This window comes from Streptococcus sp. HMSC072C09 (assembly GCF_001813105.1).
Classification (GTDB): Bacteria; Bacillota; Bacilli; order Lactobacillales; family Streptococcaceae; genus Streptococcus.
Map to the genome: position 1 here is coordinate 393659 of NZ_KV811485.1, position 23424 is coordinate 417082.

Genomic DNA, 23424 nt, shown 5'->3' on the forward strand with positions numbered 1-23424 from the left:
TGGGTACGTGTTTGTTTCCATTGACAAGGAGTTTGTGGGAATAGAAATGTACCCACCTTGTTTGAATCAAGTGAAGTGTAGTTGAAGGAAATCTGTTGAAAGCAATACTTCATTTTACCGAATAAGTAATAATTTAGGCAACTTCAAATCGATTAAAAAAAACTATTTTAAAGGTTAAGAGTAGACAAAAATTGTCCACTCTTTTTTGCAAACTCAATTTATCAATAAATGAAATGAGGGAATGTAAAATGAAATATTTTGAGGTTGAGTTAGAAAATCCTGATGAATTTTTAAAACTACAAACAGAAGATTTTGTGAAAGCTAATCGCTTGCTACTAAGGAAGATAATCCAGAGCGTTACAGTCTATGAAGAAAACTTCGTCATATCCTTTAAATCTGGCATCGAATTGGAAGTATGAGTCTCATTCCATAACTTTTATATTGAACATATCATCTTGTTGTGTTATACTATAAATTGATATAAACAAAGATGTAGGAGGAACCGAAACTATGACAGCCTCAATGCGTTTAAGATAAGCTGGCAATAAAAAAAGCAGAATCTATACCCGATGATAGGCTTTTTTGTTGTGCTTATTTATACGATATTGAGCATTCATTAGTTACGGTGAGGATATTGGTTATTTAACTATACCTTTATTTAACTATGTCTTTAATATGAATGTTTCCAAATTGTATGTATGCAGACCAAAAGCCACATTGTGGGGTTTGGCCTGCATTTTTTATTGCCTAGAATGCTATTAAAAATAGAAATTCAAGCAAAATAATATGCAGGAGATAATATAAATGGAAAAATACAACAATTGGAAACGAAAATTTTATGCAATATGGGCAGGGCAAGCAGTATCATTAATCACTAGTGCCATCCTGCAAATGGCGATTATTTTTTACCTTACAGAAAAAACAGGATCTGCGATGGTCTTGTCTATGGCTTCATTAGTAGGTTTTTTACCCTATGCGATTTTGGGACCTGCCATTGGTGTGCTAGTGGATCGTCATGATAGGAAGAAGATAATGATTGGTGCCGATTTAATTATCGCAGCAGCTGGTGCAGTGCTTGCTATTGTTGCATTCTGTATGGAGCTACCTGTCTGGATGATTATGATAGTATTGTTTATCCGTAGCATTGGAACAGCTTTTCATACCCCAGCACTCAATGCGGTTACACCACTTTTAGTACCAGAAGAACAGCTAACGAAATGCGCAGGCTATAGTCAGTCTTTGCAGTCTATAAGCTATATTGTTAGTCCGGCAGTTGCAGCACTCTTATACTCCGTTTGGGATTTAAATGCTATTATTGCCATCGACGTATTGGGTGCTGTGATTGCATCTATTACGGTAGCAATTGTACGTATACCTAAGCTGGGTAATCAAGTGCAAAGTTTAGAACCAAATTTCATAAGGGAGATGAAAGAAGGAGTTGTGGTTCTGAGACAAAACAAAGGATTGTTTGCCTTATTACTCTTAGGAACACTATATACTTTTGTTTATATGCCAATCAATGCACTATTTCCTTTAATAAGCATGGAACACTTTAATGGAACGCCTGTGCATATTTCTATTACGGAAATTTCCTTTGCATTTGGGATGCTAGCAGGAGGCTTATTATTAGGAAGATTAGGGGGCTTCGAAAAGCATGTATTACTAATAACAAGTTCATTTTTTATAATGGGGACCAGTTTAGCCGTTTCGGGAATACTTCCTCCAAATGGATTTGTAATATTCGTAGTTTGCTGTGCAATAATGGGGCTTTCGGTGCCATTTTATAGCGGTGTGCAAACAGCTCTTTTTCAGGAGAAAATTAAGCCTGAATATTTAGGACGTGTATTTTCTTTGATCGGAAGTATCATGTCACTTGCTATGCCAATTGGGTTAATTCTTTCTGGATTCTTTGCTGATAAAATCGGTGTAAATCATTGGTTTTTACTATCAGGTATTTTAATTATTGGCATTGCTATAGTTTGCCAAATGATAACTGAGGTTAGAAAATTAGATTTAAAATAAACAATATTGGAGGAATATTTATGTATCTTATTTTCATGTAACTCTTCCTGCTAAAATCGCAGGGTTTTCCCTGCATACAAGCAAATGAAAGCATGCGATTATAGACAGGAGGAAATGTTATGGAATTAATATTAAAAGCAAAAGACATTCGTGTGGAATTCAAAGGACGCGATGTTTTAGATATAAATGAATTAGAAGTATATGATTATGACCGTATTGGTTTAGTAGGAGCAAATGGTGCTGGAAAAAGCACTTTACTCAGGGTACTTTTAGGAGAATTAACTCCCCCAGGATGTAAAATGAATCGTCTGGGTGAACTTGCCTATATTCCCCAGTTGGACGAAGTAACTCTGCAGGAGGAAAAAGATTTTGCACTTGTAGGCAAGCTAGGTGTTGAGCAATTAAATATACAGACTATGAGCGGTGGTGAAGAAACAAGGCTTAAAATAGCACAGGCCTTATCGGCACAGGTTCATGGTATTTTAGCGGATGAACCTACGAGCCATTTAGACCGTGAAGGAATTGATTTTCTAATAGGACAGCTAAAATATTTTACAGGTGCACTGTTAGTTATTAGCCATGACCGCTATTTTCTTGATGAAATAGTAGATAAAATATGGGAACTGAAAGATGGCAAAATCACTGAGTATTGGGGAAACTATTCTGATTATCTTCGTCAGAAAGAGGAAGAACGTAAGAGCCAAGCTACAGAATACGAACAATTTATTGCGGAACGTGCCCGATTGGAAAGGGCTGCGGAGGAAAAGCGAAAACAGGCTCGTAAAATAGAACAGAAGGCAAAAGGTTCTTCAAAGAAAAAAAGTACTGAAGACGGAGGGCGTTTAGCTCATCAAAAATCAATAGGAAGTAAGGAAAAAAAGATGTATAATGCTGCTAAAACCCTAGAGCACAGGATTGCGGCCTTAGGAAAAGTAGAAGCTCCGGAAGGCATTCGCAGAATTCGTTTCAGGCAAAGTAAAGCATTGGAGCTCCATAATCCATACCCTATAGTCGGTGCAGAAATTAATAAAGTATTTGGGGATAAGGCTCTGTTTGAAAATGCATCTTTTCAAATTCCGTTAGGAGCAAAAGTGGCGTTAACTGGTGGTAATGGAATCGGAAAAACAACTTTAATCCAAATGATCTTAAACCATGAAGAAGGAATTTCTATTTCGCCTAAGGCAAAAATAGGTTACTTTGCACAGAATGGTTACAAGTACAACAGTAATCAGAATGTTATGGAGTTTATGCAGAAGGATTGTGACTACAATATATCAGAAATTCGTTCAGTGCTAGCATCTATGGGGTTCAAACAGAACGATATTGGAAAAAGTTTATCTGTTTTAAGCGGTGGAGAAATTATAAAATTGTTGCTTGCTAAAATGCTCATGGGTAGATATAACATCCTAATAATGGATGAACCCAGTAACTTCCTTGACATACCAAGTTTAGAGGCTTTGGAAATACTAATGAAGGAGTACACCGGAACTATCGTGTTTATCACCCACGATAAACGATTACTCGAAAATGTAGCAGATGTAGTTTATGAAATTAGAGATAAGAAAATAAATCTGAAACATTAAATTTAAGGTAGTCGCTGGTCAGTATAGTCTGTTCTGGTTGGCGACTCCATTGTTAAAGAGTATAAAGACTTTAGATTTTATGAATATTAAAAATAGGAACAGTCAATTGAACTGCTCCTATTTTTCTGCTAAATATATTGTAGTTTTCTTATATGTATAATGATAGATTAGCGGATTCTCATCTACGGTACTTACTTCAAATATGAAGAAGTGATCGCGGTTATCTCTGGACTTTTCCTTATTGAGGACAAAGTAATTCTTACGTGAAGTCGCCATTGTTTTTAGGATATCATCAGTTAGGAAGGTCAATGGAATATTCATGTTAGAGTAGCGGTAGAAGTCACGTTCAAAATCTTGGTAGCTCTCGCTATAATAGTCCATTTGTAGGTGATTACGCTGAAACTCAAGCTGATTCATAGAGCACCTCCTCGACAAGTTCAATACTAATAATGTCTTTTAATTTCAAATTGATGTGACCTGTTGTAGTTTTTATCAAAATGAAATCTTTGGTCAGACTTGGTATTGTTCCAGTGTAGGAAACACGCTTGTTTTTTTCAATCACTTGAATGCGTGTGCGTAGCTGCCCGGCGTATACTTGACTGAGGAGTAATAATTTCTTCTCTAGTGATAAGTCAGACATGTACGTTACTTTGTTTGTATCATCAGAGAGTGCTGATGCATGTTCAGATAGGAAAAAGCCCATCCATTTTTGCATCTTTGTATCCTGGTACTCTCTTGCTGATTGAAATGGTAAATATGAACGGTCAATCATATCAAATCCTTTCTATGCAGAGGCAAGGGTATTTTTATCAAATTGAATCGTAAAACCTTGAATTCCCCCACCTGTGTAACATTCTTTAAAGCGATTGATTACCTCAGTATAGATTATCACAGATGAGCTTGTTGGCTTAATGCTAAATGTAAATTCCAATGGTAATCGGTTTTCAGATTTAGCATGTACTAGTCGTATCGATATTTCAGTTGTTTTGAGTTTTCTCTGACGAAGTTTTGAAGTTGCTGTTTCAACGATTCCATGTAAAAATCTTTCAAGCATTTCAATATCATTACATCCTTTGCTACGGATTTCTGAAAATTGTACTGTATTTTTTTCTTGTTTCATTTTAATCCCTCCAATCCACCCGCGGAATGACCACCGATAAGTTTACTGCGTTCAATATTTCTGGAACCTTCAGTTAGGACGGTTCCTTTTTGTATGGCTAAAAAACCAAACTGTTCTCTGACAACATCAATAGCTGTCTGAAGTCTATTATCTTTTTCAATTTGTTCTACATCATCAAAGAGTGATAGTAGAGTATAGCTTTCATCTACGAAGCCACTATAAGATACACCAATTTGTCTCACTGCACCAGAGGTGTATTTTTTCGGAATAATACAAGTACATGACTCACCATTGTTTTGGGGAGATTTGCGGGTTCAATTTTATTCTGAGCATTTATAGATTTTTTCATCTCAGTCCTAGAATAGCCAATATGAATAGAAACGACAGTAGTCAATACTAGGGCTACTGTTCCGTTCCACAGTATCATTTAAAAATCATTTTCACACCCTTTCGTCTATTAGTATAGAAGAAAGCTCTCAGCACATGAGGAGAAATCATGAGGGATATTCTCAGTTGAATAAGTAAGAGTATAATCTACATCTCCAAAGTAGGAGTGGCCAGTTCCAGCAGAAAGACCTTCATAGGTTTTATAACTGAATAGATCGACTACTTTGTTGTCGAATTTTTCCTGTTCTTCAAGTAATCCTGAGGAATAGACGACAACTTTAAAATCAAATAAGCTAAAAACGCTCTAAAATCATTAAATTGATATAAAAATGTTTTTTATTGTCAAAATATACAATTAAAAAAATTTCCAGTTTTTTTAAAATCACTATCTCAGATGACAATTTAATCAAAATATGATATAATACAGAAAAAGTAAAAATAACAAAAGTAACTTACAAAAGTAAAAGAAAAAAAGTAAATAGATAGCCACGGCGGATATTCCTTTCATTGTTTAGAAGGAGTTGCTGTGGTTATCGTTGTTGCTGAGCTAATTAATTGCTCTTATTACTTAGATGAAGTTACTTTTGTTATTGAATTAATTCAAATAATAATAACGATCAATGAAAGTACTCATCGATATTCCCTTTATGCAGTTTAGAGCACAAAGGAAAATGGTACTGATTTGATCGTTTTTTTGTGTATTGACATCCTAAAACCCAGTCAGAACCTTCAGTCATATTAAACAAGGAGATAACATGAGATTTGTTGTATATAAACATTCACTAGTTTTAGGTGATAACAACATCGTGACAAAGCAATTTATCGTTCTGAAGCACGATGACGGCAACTTACAATTTACTGATTTTCATCGTTATGTTAAATCTACTTCAAGAATCAAGTCTATTTCAGATGATGGGAATAAACGCTTTTCTTACGTTGTTAAGTTTCTAAATTTTATATTTGGTACTTCTGGACTTAAAAGTATAGATCAACTTACACTTGAAATGGTTAGAGAATTTTTTACGCTTTATGGATTATCTCAGTTACCAGGAGATAGAGAAAAAAGAAAGAAAAGCACCGTTGAAAAATGCGTAAATGCAGTTCTTGACTTCTTAACTCTTTATTTAAGTGAGCGAGAGGGAAAGGCTAAGTTAAAAGCAGAAGAATTGTATTCTACGACAACTTTTACGAATAGTAGAGGACGGGTTATAAAGCGTAAAGAACCAAATTTTGAAATATACGTAAATGATAGCAACACTGAGAAAGCTATTTTTCGTGATATGCCAAATAGTGCTTTTGAGATGTTATTTTCTCACATAGCACACTATCATAAAGATCTACTCATGGTTGTGGCCTTGGGAGCCTTTGTTGGCTTAAGACCATCAGAAGCATGCAATGTAAGACGTGAAGATAGTCCTCTAGGGCCAGGTATTTTGTTTCACCAAAGTGATGGGCAAGTATTTAAGATTGAGATCGATCTACGAAAAGAAATACCTCTCCGAAGCGATTTAAAGCCAACTGGACGGATTAAAAAGGAATGACTTCAAGCAGTACCTTATATCTTTCTGGAGGTCTTTTTAGACACTTATAATGACTATATGACTTATCTGGAAGGTAAGAAGTATGAGAAGGATTATGGACCTTTAAATCTTAACAGACGAGGAAAAGCATTATCATACGATGTATACTATCAACGATTTCGTAAGATTATTCGCGACGAAATGATCCCAATCTTCTTAAAATCTGATGATGCAGAGGTTGTCTTTTTTGGGCAGCTTTTGCAGGAGCATAATATTTCCCCACATATTTTCAGACACTGGTACACGACACAGTTAGTATTATCTGGGGTTTCTGAAATAAGTGAGCTTATGTCAGCAAGAGGTGATAAATCGCCTGAGAGTGCTTGGGTTTATCTACAAAACAAAGGAGAAATCGCAAAACAATATGGTCAAGTTAATAATGGTGTTTTTGACTATATGAATTGGCGAGCAAATGAACTTTTTGGTGATAAGTTAGAAAGGTAATGTATGACTTATTCAATTAAATCTTTGATCGAAAATCTGTTAAGTGAACTCGGAAAAAACGATATACAGTATAAAGGCAAAATTAGTAAGTTTTTAGTTGATAACAATTGGTTTAATATTGAGATTGATTTGGATAACTATTCTATCTCAGATAAAGATGCTCAATTATTAATAGAAAAAATAACCAATTATCTTCTTGGACCAACTGGTTTAGCAGGAATTCAGCCTATATTTAAACAAAAATTCCCATTAACTTACAAATATTTTCAGCAATACTCAGAAGATAGCAACTTATCTAAGGAAAACATGTTTTATGTTCAAGATTTTCTTGCTTTTTATCTTAAAAGAGATTTATTTCTCTGTAATGATAATGAGATTGAATTGTTGGTTGAAGAAGCAGTATATGCACTTGAAAAGCAAAAAGGCGAAGTTTTTATTGATTTTTTAAAGTGGTTAATGAATAAAATGAGATGTAACTATCACAAAAGATATGAATTTACACCTCGATACACATTAGAACAGGAGACTAACGCTTATGAGTTAGACGAATATTTAGAATTACTGTATTTTCTTTTTAATGACAATTACATTAGAAAAGAAGATATGCTTTATAAAGCAGCAATCTCAAAAGACTACGCAGATACCTGGCTATTTCTAGCACTTCATTTTATATGTGCGCTACGTGGAACAGATTTAGAACAACTTGGACATCCACAACTTCCTAGAACACCGAAAGAAGTTCTAAAATCAGTTAGAAGTGGTAATTGGAGTAGCAGTGAGGCAAGAAGAACTCTTTTAAGTATTACAACTCGTTTAACTTATTTAAATATTACTCCAAACAAAACAAAGCGAACTAAAAATATTAGTCAGATTAAATTTCAGGTCCCTGAGAGTTGTCAGGTATTGATTGGAACGTTGTTGGCTATCTGTGAAGCTCATTATCAGTTGAATAAAGATAATAATGATGAACCTTTAATTCGACAAATAAAAGAATATAAACGAATTAATCGATATATGGGGAAAGAAATTGGAGACTTATTTCTTGAAAGGAATTTTAGTTCTAGATCTGCAAATAAATCCTATCTTCAAACTGTTGCCATGTTAGCAGATGATGTTTTGCAAGAAAAATCTGAGTTAAATATTAAAGGCTATTTTTTAGCCGCATTAGCCCGTAGCCATAAAGGTTCATTCGATGAATTTGCACAAACTACAACAACGTACCTAAAAGATGCCCAACTAAGCCAGCTTAAACCAGAAATGGTTGCGAGAGAACTATTTGAACGAGGTGTTTTATCTATGATTCCATCAATGATCCTGACGATTGTAACTAGAGGAAAGTATAAAGAATTAAGTCCTAGTCAACAGACTCAGATGATTAAACAGTTAGATTTGACACCAAATGAGATTGAAAAAACATTGGCTTTAAGCATTCAGGCAGAAGTGAAATCGCAAAAGGCATTAAAGATTTTGGTAGAAGAAGAAGCAGAGCCTAATCAACTTCTTACTATTTGTCATCGTATAGGAAACGGTGAAGCCTTCTCAAAACAAGGTGAAAGCATGTGTCTTTTATCTGCGCTTGGAAAGATTTGTCCATATGACGATAGGCAACATTGCATCGGTTGTCATTATGAATTACAAACGAAATCTACTTTATTGTTATTAGTAGGAGAATTCAATCGTTTGAACAAACAATACTCTAGAGTTCGAACTGATTTAGAAAAAGGTAAAATTCGGAGTATTTTAGAAGAACAAATAAAACCTTGTTTAACTGAAATGTTGCAAGCTTTATGCGAGCAATATGGAGATGACGTGTTACATGATTACGAAGAAATAATAAAGGAGTTAATAAATTGAACAATCAAGCTAAACTTTTTAAAATTGAAAATTATTTTGAAACTTTTGACCGTGATTGTGTTCTGCGAGCAAAAGAAGTTTTCGATGACTATTTTGATAAAGGAATTATTCTAAGTTACGATTTTGATCATAAGAAATGGGAAACTACAAATGAATATGCCAATATTAGCCTGTTTTTTAACATTTCTGAATTTCAATATAGGAGATTTTATCAATCATTTTTTCAGTTGTCTTATAAGGAATTTATCAATTACTTAAAAAGTTTTATTGTTTTCTCAATGAAACAACATGTTTTAAAAACTTTACAGCTATTTCTAATGGATATTAAACAAATTATTAAAAATACAACCAAAGATACGTTTTTAGATTTAGAAAATATTTCTGTAAAATTTCCTGGTTTATGTATTGACTTTTTCTCAAATCTTCCCTGTTCAGATGATAGTCAACTAAATCAACTATTGGAGCAATTAGATAATAAATTAACTATCAACCTTCAAAAAAAGCAGAGGTCAAAACAGCAAAGACAATTAGCGCAATTTCAATCCTATTTTACTTTTAATGACATTTTAAATGATTATTGGTCTCAAACATTATCTAAGAAAGAACGTCTATTTTATTATCCATTGTATCTCTGGTGGCAGATTACAGCAATTTTACCTTTAAGGCCAAGAGAATTTCTTTTAATACAAAGAAACTGTTTAACCGAGAAAGATGGAAAATATTTTCTTACATTAAGGAGAAATATAATCAAAGGAAGGGATCGACTTGTTGCACATAAAATTTCTGAAGATTATACTTTGAATACTTATGAAATTACTAATTCATTAGCTTCTGAAATAAAGACTTACCTCAAACTTACGGAAAATAATAATTCTACTAAATTAGATACATTATTTGTGACTGATCCTCATTATAACCGTTGGGGTCGTCGAACAGGTGTTAATAACCGATTTTTAACTTACACTAATCTCAATACTATTTTGAGGTATTTTTTTAATGAGATTATTTCTCAAAAATACGGTTATCAAGTTAATTATTTTAGTTTTCCAGCTAGATTAGATGAAAACGAGATTAATTTGATTCATATTGGGGATACGAGACACATTGCAATGATCAATTTAATTGCAGAAGGGGCTAGTCCTGTTACAGCTATGCTTTTAGCTGGTCATGAAGATGTGACAACTTCATCTCACTATTTTTCAAATTTAAGCCAATTTATTGAATGTCGTAGTTATCAAATGTATCGTAAACTAACGAGTAAGAATACGAATTACACCATAAGTAAGAGACAGCCATTTTATACAGCACAAGGACAATACATCACTTTAGAAAATAAAGGACGGTGTTACTCACCCCGCTTTGCGAAAGGTGATTATTCAGATTGTCTGAAAGTTATTAGTGAGCATGCAGAACTAGGTGCTTGTACGAGCTGCCCTTTTTACCGTAAAGCAGGTAAAGATTATTTTTCAATGGATAAAACATTTAAAAAGTCAGTTGATGAAAAAGCTATGGTTGTAGATGAAGCGATTAGAAAAGTTAGGCAAGGGAAAGGTCATATTGAAGATATTGGAGAAGCTTTGTTGAAATTAAAAACAGTTAGCAATACCTATCAAGATTACTTAAATGCTAAACAACTATCTTTAGAGGAGAATAAGTCTAATGGCTAGAAAGAAATCAATTTCTGATGATGAATTGATTCATTTGTTTGAACAGTATTTAATTTCCCAGTGTTCCTGTGATTTAAGCTTGGTAAAAATCCCTCGGTTTGGTGACTATGTTAGGAATAATGGCTATCAAAATGTTGCGGATACAACCATTAGACGTAATAAAAGATTCAGGGATTTTTTAAAAGAAAGTGAAATTAAATACCAAGATGAAAATTATGAAGCTGTAATTACTTATAAGACCATAGATCCTGACAATTTTATGGCAAAAAATCGTGCTCCAGGTGCTATGAAAAGAGCATTGGTGGAAATTAGCCAATACTACAAGAAAATAGCAAACATTGCGGCCAGCTATAAACAAGAAGCAGATAAGTTACGTAGTTTAAATTCTGAACTACAGTCAACTAATGAAGATTTAAAACAGAAGCTACAAAGAGAAAATGAGTTAAGTGATGAGAATCAAAAACTATTACAAATAATCAAAACAAGTGTCTATCCAGAAATTGCGAATGAGCTTTTAAAAGAAGAAGGATTGTTAAAATATTCTCAAAAGGTTATCAGTGAGGATTTCCTAGCAGACAATATCATCACCGCTGATTCAGAAATAGATTTTCATTCTGGTGGTCTTATTGAACAAGAAAATCCTCAAAAATCAACTAAAGTGGTTTCTATTAAAAACTTACTAGACAGCAAAACTAATTATAAATGAGGAAAGAAATGAACAAGAAAGTTAAAGATAATCCAGCTATTTACATGTACTGGGATCAAAAACGAAATGTTCTTGACCCCAAAAAATTATCGTCAAATAGTTTAAAATATGCCTATTGGTCTTGCCCTTATTGTCAACACCATTGGGAAGCGAAAATCATTGATGTGCAGCTTGACAGTTATGAATATCTTAGGTGTTGCCCCCATTGTGGATTAGGTGAACGTTCCATTGATGAAAATGAGAGCGTCCTTCAGGTTTATCCCGATTTCAGAAATTATATAAACTACAGCATTGAGCGAGATGAAGAATTAGATGAGAAACTTCTTACCTTGCCGTTCAATAGTAAAAGAAAATTCAATTTTAAATGTCCGACGTGTCAATTAAGTTGGAAAGATTCTGCGACAAATAAGAGGTTATTTCAACTAACAAGTGGGGATTTATTTCATTTTGGCTGCAATGAAACTTCCTATCATTGCGATTACAAATCAATTTATCCAAATTTAGCTAAAATCTATAGCGAACATTTAAACAAATTTAAATTTAACGAACTGAAGCTGAGTTACAATATAACAGTACCTATCCATTGGGAATGTGATAAGTGTCATTGCAAATTTGAATTATCTATTGATAGATTATTGAACCGAATTAAAAGAAGTGGTCATTACTGTTTGGAGTGTCATTCTTCATTTGAAGAGTTATTGGATAAAGATTTTGATGTTTCTCCTCTATCTTTTTTAAATTCTTCCATGCTCAAGGAGTGGTCTAAAAGGAACAATAATACACCTAATCAAGTTGATGTATTATCTAATGTTCATGTGTTATGGGAATGTACGAATTGTCACGGAGAGTATTCATGCTCACTATTTGAAAAAACAGATAGGTCTTGTCCATTTTGTTCAAATAGAGAAAAACTTCAGGATTTTAATACACTAAATGAAACACATCCCTATTTGAGGGAATTTTGGGACCTCAGTAATGAAAGGGATTTTTCCGAATATTGGTTTAAGTCAAATAATGTAGTTAGTTGGGTTTGTCCTTGTTGTAAAATCAACTTTCAATGTAGCCCAGCCGAAATGATCAGTCGAACCGATTTAGAAAATCAAAACTTTCAAACATGTCCCAATCAATGTGACTGGAGGACTGAGGTATTTAAAAATAATATTTTCCTTAAAGAACCAAAACTCATCAAAGAATGGAGCGATAAAAATAAAATTCCTATTCATTTATCTCAGACAACAATAGAAACGAAAAAATATTGGTGGGATTGTTCAAAGTGTCATGGGACATATTTATGTTCTATCCCAATTCGAAGAGAAGTTTCTCAGTGTTGTCCTTTCTGTAACAACGATAAGCCTCTGAATGGGTATAATACATTTGATTATTTGTACCCTGAACTAGCAAAATTGTGGGCACCAAATAATAAAGTCTCAATAGATAGTTTTGTTCCATTATTAACTGAAAAAAGGTTTTATTTATGGCGCTGCAAAGAATGTAACTTCGAATTTCATGAGCGCTTCAGCATTATATTAAATAAGTATTTAAATTCCGAGACAAAAGATCTTAAAGAAATGTGTCCATTTTGTGCAGAATTAAAAGAAAGACAAGATAATATCTCATTTGAAGATTTGATGAACGAGTGGGACTATCTTAACAATCTTATTCTAGGGGATCCAGAAAGAATCCCAAATAATACGCAATTAAGATTTTGGTGGATTTGTAAGAATAATCCAGAGCATCGTTATAGAATGGCTATTGTAGATAAGATTGCAAATGTAAAACGATCTATCGAGCCATGCATATTTTGTAAAGGGCGTAGACGAAAAAGAGAACATTTTGTTCCTTATAGGAAAATTTAAAAAACAGGTTCAAATTTGAACTTGTTTTTTATCATAGATTTTTATAAAGTACATTATTTTAAAAGATTGTATTTTTAGTTTTCAAGTAGATAGTGTACAGAATTTTAGTATGCGAAAGATTTAGTTTTCACGGGAATAAAGTACATTATTTCGAGAAAAATTTTTTCCAGTTAACCTATATAACCCCTATAACATCTTTCCGAAAAACTATAATTTTCTTGAAAAATATATCTGGCTATGCTATACTACTAGTATAGAAAGATTTGGAGAAAAAACATGAAACGCGAGATCTTATTAGAACGGATTGATAAACTCAAACAAGTCATGCCCTGGTACGTATTGGAATATTACCAATCGAAATTGGCCGTTCCCTACAGTTTTACAACCTTGTACGAATACTTAAAGGAATATGATCGATTTTTCACCTGGGTCTTGGAATCTGGTATATCGGATGCTGACACCATGGCCGAGATTCCCTTAGACGTTCTGGAGCACATGACCAAGAAAGACATGGAATCCTTTATTCTTTACTTACGTGAACGTCCTCTGCTCAATGCCAATACGACAAAAAACGGGGTTTCCCAAACAACCATTAACCGTACCCTTTCTGCATTATCTAGTCTTTATAAGTATTTGACTGAGGAGGTTGAAAACGAGCAAGGTGAACCTTATTTCTATCGAAATGTTATGAAGAAGGTTGCTACCAAGAAAAAGAAAGAAACCTTGGCGGCTCGAGCTGAAAATATCAAGCAAAAACTCTTTTTAGGGGATGAAACAGAAGGTTTCCTTAACTATATCGACCAGGAGTACCCGCAAACACTCTCAAACCGCGCCTTATCCTCTTTTAATAAGAATAAAGAGCGAGATTTAGCCATTATCGCACTCCTTCTCGCCTCTGGTGTCCGTCTCTCTGAAGCCGTTAACCTAGACCTTCGTGACCTCAATCTTAAGATAATGGTGATTGACGTCACTCGAAAAGGTGGAAAACGAGACTCTGTTAATGTTGCTGCCTTTGCTAAGCCTTATCTAGAACAATATCTCGCTATTCGAGACAAACGTTACAAGACAGAAAAGACTGATACAGCTCTCTTTCTGACCTTGTATCGAGGTGTTCCAAACCGAATTGATGCTTCTAGTGTTGAAAAGATGGTCGCCAAGTATTCAGAAGATTTCAAAGTCCGAGTGACGCCCCATAAACTACGCCATACATTAGCAACTCGTCTCTATGATGCAACCAAATCACAGGTTTTGGTCAGCCATCAGCTGGGACATGCTAGTACACAAGTTACAGACTTGTATACGCATATCGTTAATGATGAGCAGAAAAATGCCTTGGATAGTTTATAAAATTACATAACGTAAATTATGTAAAAAGCATTCTAATAGAAAAAGAGCGTAAGATTTTTTATGGAATCTTACGCTCTTTTATACTTTCTATAAAAATTCGATCCAATAATTACGGTGTGGCTCAATAATGACTGGTTTTCCCCAAAATGATTTTAGATAGGCCAGATTTGCAGGGGTGACCGGTCTTTTTTCACCATTGTGCTTCTCTGCACTCTCTTCTGTTAAAAAGCATTTAACAGCTTCATATGGCGTACCATCGCTCGCTATTCGATCAATCCCTAAATAAGCAATTTCATCACCGGCCTTCGGAAAATCTGTAAATAGTTTACCAATAAAATAAACCGTCTTATCTTTCATTAATTCATAAGCTTTACTATTTTCCAATCTGTTATTCGCTGCAGCGTACATAATACAAAAGCTGTCCACGATATCTTTCAAATGCATTAATTCTTCTTTGCTAACGATTATTTCCTCAGGAGCAAGACCTCCAATGATTAAGTTTTCATAATGAGGTTGCTGGATGACGTTATCTAAAGCCATTCCCAATGGTAGTTGGATAGCTTGATAGCCTAATGGTTCTAGCTCCTGCTTTTTCTGGTCAAGGTGTTCTTGTGTAATACTGACATTCAAATCGTAAGGACTTGAAGATTGTTGCTTTCTAAAAAAAGCAACGACTATACGATCTAACTGTTCAAATAGACCAAGATTTTCCACTGGAACTTTCATCATCGAATATGATCCCCTTTTTTGTTCAGATTTCCTCTATATTCTACTCTCATTATTTTTGAATATCAAGAAAAGAGGCCGTGTCATGAACTAACTTTTGATGAAAAATCTTAAAAATTTTTGTTTGACATGATCTGTTTTCTTCATCAGCCTCTACCTCCTGAATAGCTATAAAAGATAATCTAGAAGATCCTACCATTCTTCAGCCATGGACTAGTTGAGTTTTATCACTTCGTCAGCTTTTTCCCAAATTACTGGATTATGGGTTGCAATAATGATTATACGCTCTTGATTCTTTAACATTAAGAGCAAGTCCATCACCTCTTGTGAGGTTTCTGGATCCAGTGCTGCAGTTAGTTCATCTGCCAAAATTAAAGGTGGATCTTTTAAAATAACTTTAGCTAATGCGACACGTTGCGCCTCTCCCCCCGATAATTCATAAATCTTTTGATCCAGAGCAAGGTAAGCCAATCCTACTTTTTTGAGCACTTCTTCCTCTTGCTGCTTCTTCTCTTTTTTCGTTAATTTTTGCCCAATCAATCCCAAATCTAAATTTTTACCGATCGTCTCGTTTTCAAGTAGTCCAAAGTTTTGGAAGAGATAACCTAATTCACGCTTAAAGAAGTGATGCTGTTTGATTTGTTTCAGTTCTTGCCCTTTATAGCTTATACTCCCTTTTTCATAAGGCTCTATCTTCGCCAAGATATTGAGCAAGGTTGTTTTACCACACCCACTATTTCCGATCAGAGCATAGACCTTACCTTCTGTAAATTGCAAACTCAAATCTTGAAAGACCGTTCGTTGGCCAAATGATTTGGTTAAATGTTCTACGCTAATCATATTAGGCTCCTTTCAATACAGTGGCTAACAAGTGGTCTTCTTTATGAGACCGGTATAGGAGAATGAACCAAGCATTAGTAATAAATAGCAAGAGAGTAACAAGAGCAATCCACCATTCTTGAGTGAGAAGGAATACCAATAGGCTTCCTAATAGCAAGAGGCTACTTTCTGAGAGCAAAATCATTTGGTGAATGTTTACAAATCCCAGCCCTGCAATCTTCTTCAAGAAGATTTGTTTTCTAAACTCTTCAAAATATAGGAAATTCATAGTGTTAAAAAGAAGAACAGAGGTTGCTATACCAAAGACTCCACCTGCAATCGCCATGAGATTTTCTATTTGTATGGATTGGGCCATTTGCTGGTAAACGTCCACTGCATAGTCGTACTGACTAACACTTTTTTCAAGATCATACTCAGCGACTAGCTTCTTACTATTCTGAAGCCCATTAAAATAAAGGTAGGAATCTAGGTGGGTGAAATATGGATTCTCATAGCCTCCAAAACTTTCAGGTTGTATAACCACTAAAACAGGATCTGTAAAGAATTGCTTATAGCTGATTGGTGTGTTGTTGTAGATAAAGCGTTTTTGATGATTCGGAATATACGTTACCTGCGCCTTCATTGATAAGGTGATATTTCCTTGATCATCTCGAGGAGATAGATAATCTTCATATCGTTTGATCATCTCCTCTTCTCGACCTTTTAATTTTTCCGGAAGTAACAGACCAAATTCCCCTGCTTGTAAGTGATTTAAGTGATCTTTTTCTTCAGGAGAAACTGGAACACCTTGGATTTCGAGGTAATTTGGAGTTACATAGAGAGTTCGTGCAAGAGGATCGTAATCTGTGATTGAAAACTCTTTACCTGTACTAGGATCCGTCATAACTCCTTTTGGACTAAAAAATACGAGGTGATGATAAGCTAAAAGACCACCATTTTCAATGCCAGACTCGATGAGCTTAGACCATTTTGCTCTGTTCTCAATTTGCGTCTCTTTGTTTGTTTTCTGTGAAAAATACTCCCGACTTGTACTAATTTGGACCCAATTCGTCTGTTTTAACCAAGCCTCACTTCCCTCTTGGTAAGTTTGCCAGACGGATCCATAAATACTGATTCGATGAATCGCAAGGCCAATTAATGCCACAGCGAGAAATTGACAAATAAAGAGGAAAACCAATATGCGCTTCAATGGAACCTTCCCTTTTAAAAGGGGGACTAAATGAATCGTTTGAATACTATATGCAAAGAGGAAGGATAAGAAAACAGACAAAATTAGTAAAATCCCATTGTAAATAATACTACTGAAAATGACGATGGAATAGGAAAAAGGTGTCAATTTTAAGCAATAAATCAGAACAGCACCCATTATACTTGCGCCAATACATCCCAAAAGCAACTCTATACTATCATCTTTTAGAGAATGTCCGAAAAGTTGCAAGCGTCTCATTCCTGAAATATATCGAATCCCAGCACTTCTCATTTCTTGTGTTTTTTGAATAATCGTAAAAGAGCTAAAACTAATGATAAAAATGACTAAGGCAAGTGATTGTGAACCTGAGCCAAAAAAGGCAATAAAGGTCAGCAGAAGATTCGGTTTCTCAATAAAAGTTTGTGAGAAACCAAGAGTATGAAGAGTTTGATCCAGCTTTTCAGTTTCCAATTCACCTGTTAATACATAATAATTCGTTAGCAGGCTTTCTTTGGCAGCCAGTTCTTTCTTCTCTCTTTTAATCCCAAGAGGAAGTTTTCCCTCTCCGTAGATTTCATAGGTGAAAACAACCTGCCCCTTAGAGTCTGTTCTTTGTATCTGACGGGCAATTATACTATGATTTTCCCTTGCCAAGCGGTCTAAACTGGAAGATAACTCTTCATATGTGACGCTCTTATCTTGTCTTACCACACCTACTACCGGAAGACTGCGGTGGATAAGCGTATTTGGAGAAATAAAGGCAATCCAAATCAAAAAGCTAGAGATGAAAAGGTTTGATAAAATAATAAAGACACGTTTCATATCATCACACTTTCTAAAGCAGAAAAGGAAAGTAATACCTAGCTAGTCAATTAATTTCGTTGTTTAGTGGTTACTGAGTATTAAAAAATCATATTTATATTTTTGTAAACGAATACATTTTTCCACCTTTACTATACTACAAAATCCTTAGTAAAACAATAATTTCTATGTGAAACTAGTTTCAAAAAAGAGACCCGCTCCTGCGAATCTCTTACGACTTTATTCCACCACTGCTTCAGCAATTTCCTCTGCAGTGATTCCTGCGAAGTAACGACCTAGGTTAATGGTTTGAAGGGCTTCGAGGACGTCTTCACGTTCGTATTTAACGCCACGAAGAACCTCTTCTACTGCTGCAACATCTTCAATACCAAAGAAGTCACCGTAGATCTTGATGTCTTGGATTTTTGATTCAATGACGTTGGCGAAGATTTCAACCTTACCGCTAGGGAATTTAGTGCCACGACGTACATTGTATTCAGGAGACTTCCCATAGTTCCAATCCCAAGTACCGAACTTGGTTTCCTTGATACGATTGATTTCAGCCAATTCTTCATCTGAGAAGACGTACTCCGTCATTTCAGGGTATTCTTTCTTCATGTAGTCCAAAAGTAGGTCACGGAACTCTTCAACCGTGATTTTTTCTGGCAACTCATCGATGATATTGGTCACACGAGCACGGACTGATTTAACCCCTTTGGACTCAAACTTGTCTTTAGATACCTTGAGAGCATTAGCAAGGACTGACAAATCAACGTCAAAGAGAAGGCAACCATGGTGCATGATCCGACCATTGATATAAGCTTGGGCATTTCCACAGAATTTCTTGCCATCAATCTCTAAGTCGTTACGACCCGTGAATTCAGCCTTCACTCCAAGCTGAGCTAAGGTGTTGATCACGGGAGTTGAAAAGCTCTTAAAGTCAAAGGCCTTGTTTTCATCTTCTTTTGAAATGATGGTGTAGTTAAGGTTGTTCAAATCGTGATAAACAGCCCCACCACCACTGATCCGACGAACCACTTCAATCCCATGATCCCGAACGTAGTCACGGTTGATTTCTTCGATAGTATTTTGGTGGCGACCAACGATAATGGATGGTTTGTTAATCCAGAGAAGGAAGATTTGATCCTCATCCAATAGATGCTTAAAGGCATACTCTTCTAAAGCAATATTAAAAGCAGTATCATTTGAATAATTAATAATGTATTTCATAAGATTCCTTTATATACGATAGAGACTGGTCCAGCATTTGCTGTCCAGCCATTCTATCATTTCAAATACTATTTCTTCTTAGGTGAGTGAACCGCCAAGCCGAGTACATCCGCAAAGGCTTCGTACATCACTTCTGAGAAGGTTGGGTGACCATGAATGGTCTTGAGCATTTCTTCTACAGTGATTTCCATCTCAATGATGGTAGAAGCTTCGTTGATCAATTCAGCAGCTGCTGGACCAATGATATGAACCCCAAGAACTTCACCGTATTTCTTGTCTGCAATAACCTTAACAAAACCTTGAGCTGCATCTGATGCAATCGCACGTCCGTTCGCCGCAAAGTTAAATTTACCGATTTGAACATCGTATTTCTCACGAGCTTGTTCTTCGGTCAAACCAACAGCCGCAACTTCTGGAAGGGTGTAGATGGCTGCAGGAGTCAAGTTCAATTTGGCAACAGCATGATTTCCCTTAAGAGCATTTTCAGCCGCAACTTCACCCATTCTGAAGGCAGCGTGAGCCAACATCTTAGTACCGTTGATATCACCTGGCGCATAGATACCTGGAACAGACGTTTCCATGTATTCATTAACCTTGATCCGTCCACGATCCAATTCAAACTCAACTTCACCGATTCCTTCAAGATCTGGAACACGACCGATTGAAAGAAGGGCTTTGTTTGCGATGATATCATCTTTTCCTTCAACCTTGATACGGAGTTTGTCATCTTCTTCAATGATTTCTTGCAATTTCGTATCGGTCAAGATTGTCATACCTTTACGTTCAAGAATCAAGCGAAGGTTCTTAGATACTTCCGCATCCATAGCTGGAACGATGCGGTCCATCATTTCAATAACCGTAACTTTTGAACCGAAGGTCATGAAGGCTTGACCAAGTTCGATCCCGACAACCCCGCCACCGATGATCACGAGGCTTTCAGGTACTTCATTCATTTCAAGAATATCGTCACTCGTCATGACAAGGGATGATTCCATACCTGGAACGTTAATCTTGCTGACTTTTGAACCACCAGCAAGGATGATCTTCTTGGTTTCAAGCAATTCAGAACCATTTACCAAGACATTCTTATCTTTGGTGATAGTACCGATACCTTTATGAACATCCACTCCGTAGCTGCGAAGAAGACCCGCAACACCACCAACAAGGGTATTAACAACTTTAGATTTAGTTTCTAAAAGTTTATCCATATCTACTGAGAAACTTGGATTTTCAATGATAATACCACGGTTGGCTGCATGTCCGATATTTTCGATAATTTCAGCGTTGTGGAGGTAAGTCTTAGTTGGGATACATCCGCGGTTCAAGCACGTTCCACCAAGTTCAGATTTCTCAACGAGAGCAACCTTACCACCTAATTGAGCTGCTTTAATAGCAGATACGTAACCAGCAGGACCCCCACCGATCACTACGATATCATAAGCATCATCGCTCTTATTGTCATCGTTTGAAGCACTTGTTGCAGCTGGTGCTGGACTTGCTTCTGGTGCAGCTCCTCCAGCGGTTGGGATGTTTTCCCCTTCTTCACCAAGATAACCGATTACTTCTGTTACAGGAACAGTTTCTCCATCCCCTTTCAGGATAGCGATCAAGTAACCGTCTTCTTCCGCTTCCAACTCCATGCTGACTTTGTCTGTCATGATTTCAAGGAGCACTTCTCCTTCTTTTACAAATTCGCCGACTTTTTTATTCCACTGAACGATTTGTCCTTCGGTCATATCTACGCCGGCTTTTGGCATAATTACTTCTAAGGCCATTTTATTTCCCTCTTTTTCTTGTTTCTATTCTCTCGTTGATTAGACCAACATTGAAATCGGGTCTTCAATCAAGGCTTTCAAGTCTTTCATGAATTTGGCACCAGCCATCCCATCGACAACGCGGTGGTCAATGGTCAAGCCCAAGCTCATGATTGGACGAATGACAATTTCACCATTCACAACAACTGGTTTTTCAACCGTTGCACTAACGCCAAGGATGGCAGAGTTTGGTTGGTTGATAATCGGTCCAAATGATTGAACGCCAAACATTCCTAAGTTACTGATGGTAAAGGTTGAGTTTTGCAATTCACTAGGCGCAAGCTTACCATCCAAGGTACGTCCGATAACGTCCTTGAAGGCTACGACCAACTCTGACAAAGTCATTTTTTCTGCGTTATAGACAACCGGTGTCATCAGTCCATTGTCCATCCCAACTGCCATCGCTAAGTTGACATAGTTATGAGTAATGATGGTTTTGCCATCTTCCGTCAATGATGCATTGATGTAGGGGTGTTTCATCAAGGTCTTAACCACTGCTAAAGAAAGCAAATCTGTTACAGTGACTTTCTTGCCAGTAGCTTCCATGATTGGATCCAAAACCTTCTTACGAAGGGCCAACATTTGAGACATATCAACGTCATAGTTCAATGTAAAGGTTGGTGCTGTCAAGTAAGATTCCACCATCCGTTGAGCAATCACCTTACGCATTGGTGTCATCGGAATCCGCTCGATCTCACCATAAGGTGTCACATTATCAGGAACTTCTTCGACTTTCTCAATTTGAGAAGGTGACTTAATGGTCTCGTTCTCAATATTTTCAGGAAGGAAAGCAAGGACGTCCTTCTTCATGATCTTACCACGATGACCCGTTCCTTGAATCTCTTGCCAAGCAATATTGTGTTCTAAAGCAATTCGTTTTGCAAGTGGTGAAATGCGAACCACATTTGTGTCTTTATATGTTTCCACGTCTTCTTTGTGGACACGACCGTTTGCGCCTGAACCAGAAACATCATAGAGGTTGATCCCAAGATCATCCGCTAATTTTCTAGCCGCAGGAGTCGCTCTTAGCTTATCATCAGCCATGACCTCTCCTATTCTATTTATGATGCAAAGGGCGTTTAAAAGCGACTGAAAAATAGGAAATCAAGGCAGACTTCGATGAAGTCAAGGAGATTTATCTTTTTTCCGAGCTTTTAGCCCGTGCTCTAATCTAAGATATTAAGGACGCAGAGAACTTTGTACCTAAAAAGATACAAAGTTTCCTCGTCTAATTCAAATGATATTACATAATTTATGTTATGTATTATTCTTTGTTATATGTTTTACGAATAGCATCTTTGATGCTTTCAACTGTTGGAATCATTGCATTTTCAAGGTTTTGTGCGTAAGGCATTGGCACATCTTCCCCCGCACAACGGCGGATTGGTGCATCCAAGTAATCAAATGCTTCTGATTCAGAAATAATAGCTGAAATTTCACCAATATAGCCACTTGTTTTGTGGGCATCATTGACAAGGACTACTTTTCCTGTCTTCTTGACAGAATTAATGATGATCTCTTTATCGAGTGGGACCAAGGTCCGTGGATCTACTACTTCTACTGAGATGCCTTCTTCTGCCAATTCTTCAGCTGCTTGCATCACACGACGGAGCATTTTTCCGTAGGTTACGACAGTGACATCAGTTCCTTCGCGTTTGATTTCTCCGACACCAAGTGGAATCGTGTAGTCTGGATCAACTGGCACTTCCCCTTTTTGGTTGAATTCTGATTTATATTCGAGAATGATAACGGGGTTGTTGTCGCGAATAGAAGACTTAAGCAGTCCCTTCATATCCGCTGGCGTACCAGGAGCAACAACTTTCAAACCAGGAATATGAGTAAACCATGATTCCAAAGATTGGGAGTGTTGAGCTGCAGATCCAACTCCATTACCAGCAGCACAGCGAATGGTCATCGGCACTTGACCTTTACCACCAAACATGTAGCGAGTCTTAGCAGCTTGGTTGACAATAGCATCCATGGCAATCACTGAGAAATCCATGAAGGTCATATCAACGATTGGGCGAAGTCCGGTCATGGCTGCACCTGCTGCTGCACCTGAAATCGCAGCCTCAGAAATCGGACAGTCACGGACACGTTCTGGACCGAATTCCTCAAGCATTCCTACTGAAGTTCCGAAGTCTCCACCGAAAACTCCGACATCTTCTCCCATCAACAATACATTTTCGTCGCGACGCATTTCCTCAGACATAGCAAGGATAATGGTATCGCGGAAAGACATTAATTTAGTTACCATA

At 36.3% G+C, this 23424-nt stretch carries 19 protein-coding genes and 1 pseudogene; 9 read left to right on the top strand and 11 right to left on the bottom strand.

The annotated features are described in order from the left end of the window. The first annotated feature begins 248 nt into the window (after positions 1-248). The 3 genes from HMPREF2893_RS02030 to msr(D) all read left to right on the top strand — a co-directional run bounded on the left by HMPREF2893_RS02030 (position 249) and on the right by msr(D) (position 3605). The gene (locus HMPREF2893_RS02030; RefSeq protein WP_000873143.1) at positions 249-419 is read left to right on the top strand and encodes a hypothetical protein; all 171 of its coding nucleotides are present in this window, start codon (positions 249-251) and stop codon (positions 417-419) included. Positions 420-804: 385 nt separating this feature from the next. Beyond that, complete coding sequence (gene mef(A), locus HMPREF2893_RS02035) at positions 805-2022, top strand: macrolide efflux MFS transporter Mef(A) (RefSeq protein ID WP_000417519.1); 1218 nt, start codon at positions 805-807, stop codon at positions 2020-2022. 119 nt (positions 2023-2141) lie between these two features. Then, the gene (gene msr(D) / locus HMPREF2893_RS02040; RefSeq protein WP_070673943.1) at positions 2142-3605 is read left to right on the top strand and encodes an ABC-F type ribosomal protection protein Msr(D); all 1464 of its coding nucleotides are present in this window, start codon (positions 2142-2144) and stop codon (positions 3603-3605) included. 117 nt (positions 3606-3722) lie between these two features. Here the strand turns inward: msr(D) and HMPREF2893_RS02045 are convergent, their stop codons facing one another. The 4 genes from HMPREF2893_RS02045 to HMPREF2893_RS02060 are packed head-to-tail and all read right to left on the bottom strand — an operon-like array spanning position 3723 to position 4967. Next, positions 3723-4022 carry a DUF5960 family protein gene (locus tag HMPREF2893_RS02045; RefSeq protein WP_001072467.1) on the bottom strand — a complete coding sequence of 100 codons (300 nt, stop codon included), beginning with the start codon at positions 4020-4022 and terminating at the stop codon, positions 3723-3725. Beyond that, positions 4009-4377, bottom strand: coding sequence for a hypothetical protein (locus tag HMPREF2893_RS02050; protein WP_000567222.1), 369 nt, complete (start codon positions 4375-4377; stop codon positions 4009-4011). The genes HMPREF2893_RS02045 and HMPREF2893_RS02050 overlap by 14 nt, the downstream gene beginning before the upstream one ends. Before the next feature lie 12 nt (positions 4378-4389). Beyond that, positions 4390-4725 carry a DinB/UmuC family translesion DNA polymerase gene (locus HMPREF2893_RS02055; protein ID WP_000806926.1) on the bottom strand — a complete coding sequence of 112 codons (336 nt, stop codon included), beginning with the start codon at positions 4723-4725 and terminating at the stop codon, positions 4390-4392. Further along, positions 4722-4967, bottom strand: a complete 246-nt coding sequence (locus HMPREF2893_RS02060; RefSeq protein ID WP_001813542.1) for a hypothetical protein — start codon at positions 4965-4967, stop codon at positions 4722-4724. The genes HMPREF2893_RS02055 and HMPREF2893_RS02060 overlap by 4 nt, the downstream gene beginning before the upstream one ends. Positions 4968-5867: 900 nt before the next feature. Between HMPREF2893_RS02060 and HMPREF2893_RS11260 the strand changes: the two are divergent. From HMPREF2893_RS11260 to xerS, 6 genes and pseudogenes are all read left to right on the top strand, one after another. Beyond that, positions 5868-7136 (top strand): annotated as a pseudogene (locus HMPREF2893_RS11260) (site-specific integrase). A gap of 3 nt (positions 7137-7139) precedes the next feature. Continuing rightward, on the top strand, positions 7140-8990 hold the full coding sequence (locus tag HMPREF2893_RS02075) for a hypothetical protein (RefSeq protein ID WP_025197155.1): 1851 nt from the start codon (positions 7140-7142) through the stop codon (positions 8988-8990). Next, on the top strand, positions 8987-10657 hold the full coding sequence (locus HMPREF2893_RS02080; protein WP_006151537.1) for a hypothetical protein: 1671 nt from the start codon (positions 8987-8989) through the stop codon (positions 10655-10657). Before HMPREF2893_RS02075 ends, HMPREF2893_RS02080 begins: the two co-directional genes overlap by 4 nt. After that, on the top strand, positions 10650-11363 hold the full coding sequence (locus HMPREF2893_RS02085; RefSeq protein ID WP_006151858.1) for a hypothetical protein: 714 nt from the start codon (positions 10650-10652) through the stop codon (positions 11361-11363). The genes HMPREF2893_RS02080 and HMPREF2893_RS02085 overlap by 8 nt, the downstream gene beginning before the upstream one ends. 8 nt (positions 11364-11371) lie before the next feature. Beyond that, complete coding sequence (locus HMPREF2893_RS02090) at positions 11372-13219, top strand: zinc-ribbon domain-containing protein (RefSeq protein ID WP_006152013.1); 1848 nt, start codon at positions 11372-11374, stop codon at positions 13217-13219. Positions 13220-13495: 276 nt separating this feature from the next. Next, positions 13496-14566, top strand: coding sequence for a tyrosine recombinase XerS (xerS, locus tag HMPREF2893_RS02095; protein WP_070673944.1), 1071 nt, complete (start codon positions 13496-13498; stop codon positions 14564-14566). 87 nt (positions 14567-14653) lie between these two features. Here the strand turns inward: xerS and HMPREF2893_RS02100 are convergent, their stop codons facing one another. The 7 genes from HMPREF2893_RS02100 to HMPREF2893_RS02130 form a co-directional block, all read right to left on the bottom strand. Continuing rightward, positions 14654-15295, bottom strand: coding sequence for a hypothetical protein (locus HMPREF2893_RS02100; RefSeq protein ID WP_070673945.1), 642 nt, complete (start codon positions 15293-15295; stop codon positions 14654-14656). A 210-nt stretch (positions 15296-15505) separates the two neighbouring features. Continuing rightward, positions 15506-16132 (bottom strand): putative bacteriocin export ABC transporter, encoded by a 627-nt coding sequence (locus HMPREF2893_RS02105; protein WP_070673946.1) that lies wholly within the window; start codon positions 16130-16132, stop codon positions 15506-15508. 1 nt (position 16133) lies between these two features. Next, positions 16134-18143 carry a DUF1430 domain-containing protein gene (locus HMPREF2893_RS02110; protein ID WP_070673947.1) on the bottom strand — a complete coding sequence of 670 codons (2010 nt, stop codon included), beginning with the start codon at positions 18141-18143 and terminating at the stop codon, positions 16134-16136. A gap of 219 nt (positions 18144-18362) precedes the next feature. After that, a complete protein-coding gene (locus HMPREF2893_RS02115) occupies positions 18363-19352 on the bottom strand; it encodes a lipoate--protein ligase (protein WP_070673948.1) in 990 nt (329 codons plus the stop codon). A 68-nt stretch (positions 19353-19420) separates the two neighbouring features. After that, positions 19421-21127 carry a dihydrolipoyl dehydrogenase gene (gene lpdA, locus HMPREF2893_RS02120; protein ID WP_070673949.1) on the bottom strand — a complete coding sequence of 569 codons (1707 nt, stop codon included), beginning with the start codon at positions 21125-21127 and terminating at the stop codon, positions 19421-19423. 39 nt (positions 21128-21166) lie between these two features. After that, complete coding sequence (locus HMPREF2893_RS02125; RefSeq protein WP_070673950.1) at positions 21167-22210, bottom strand: dihydrolipoamide acetyltransferase; 1044 nt, start codon at positions 22208-22210, stop codon at positions 21167-21169. A gap of 220 nt (positions 22211-22430) precedes the next feature. Beyond that, complete coding sequence (locus HMPREF2893_RS02130) at positions 22431-23423, bottom strand: alpha-ketoacid dehydrogenase subunit beta (RefSeq protein WP_070673951.1); 993 nt, start codon at positions 23421-23423, stop codon at positions 22431-22433. Position 23424: the final 1 nt, after the last annotated feature.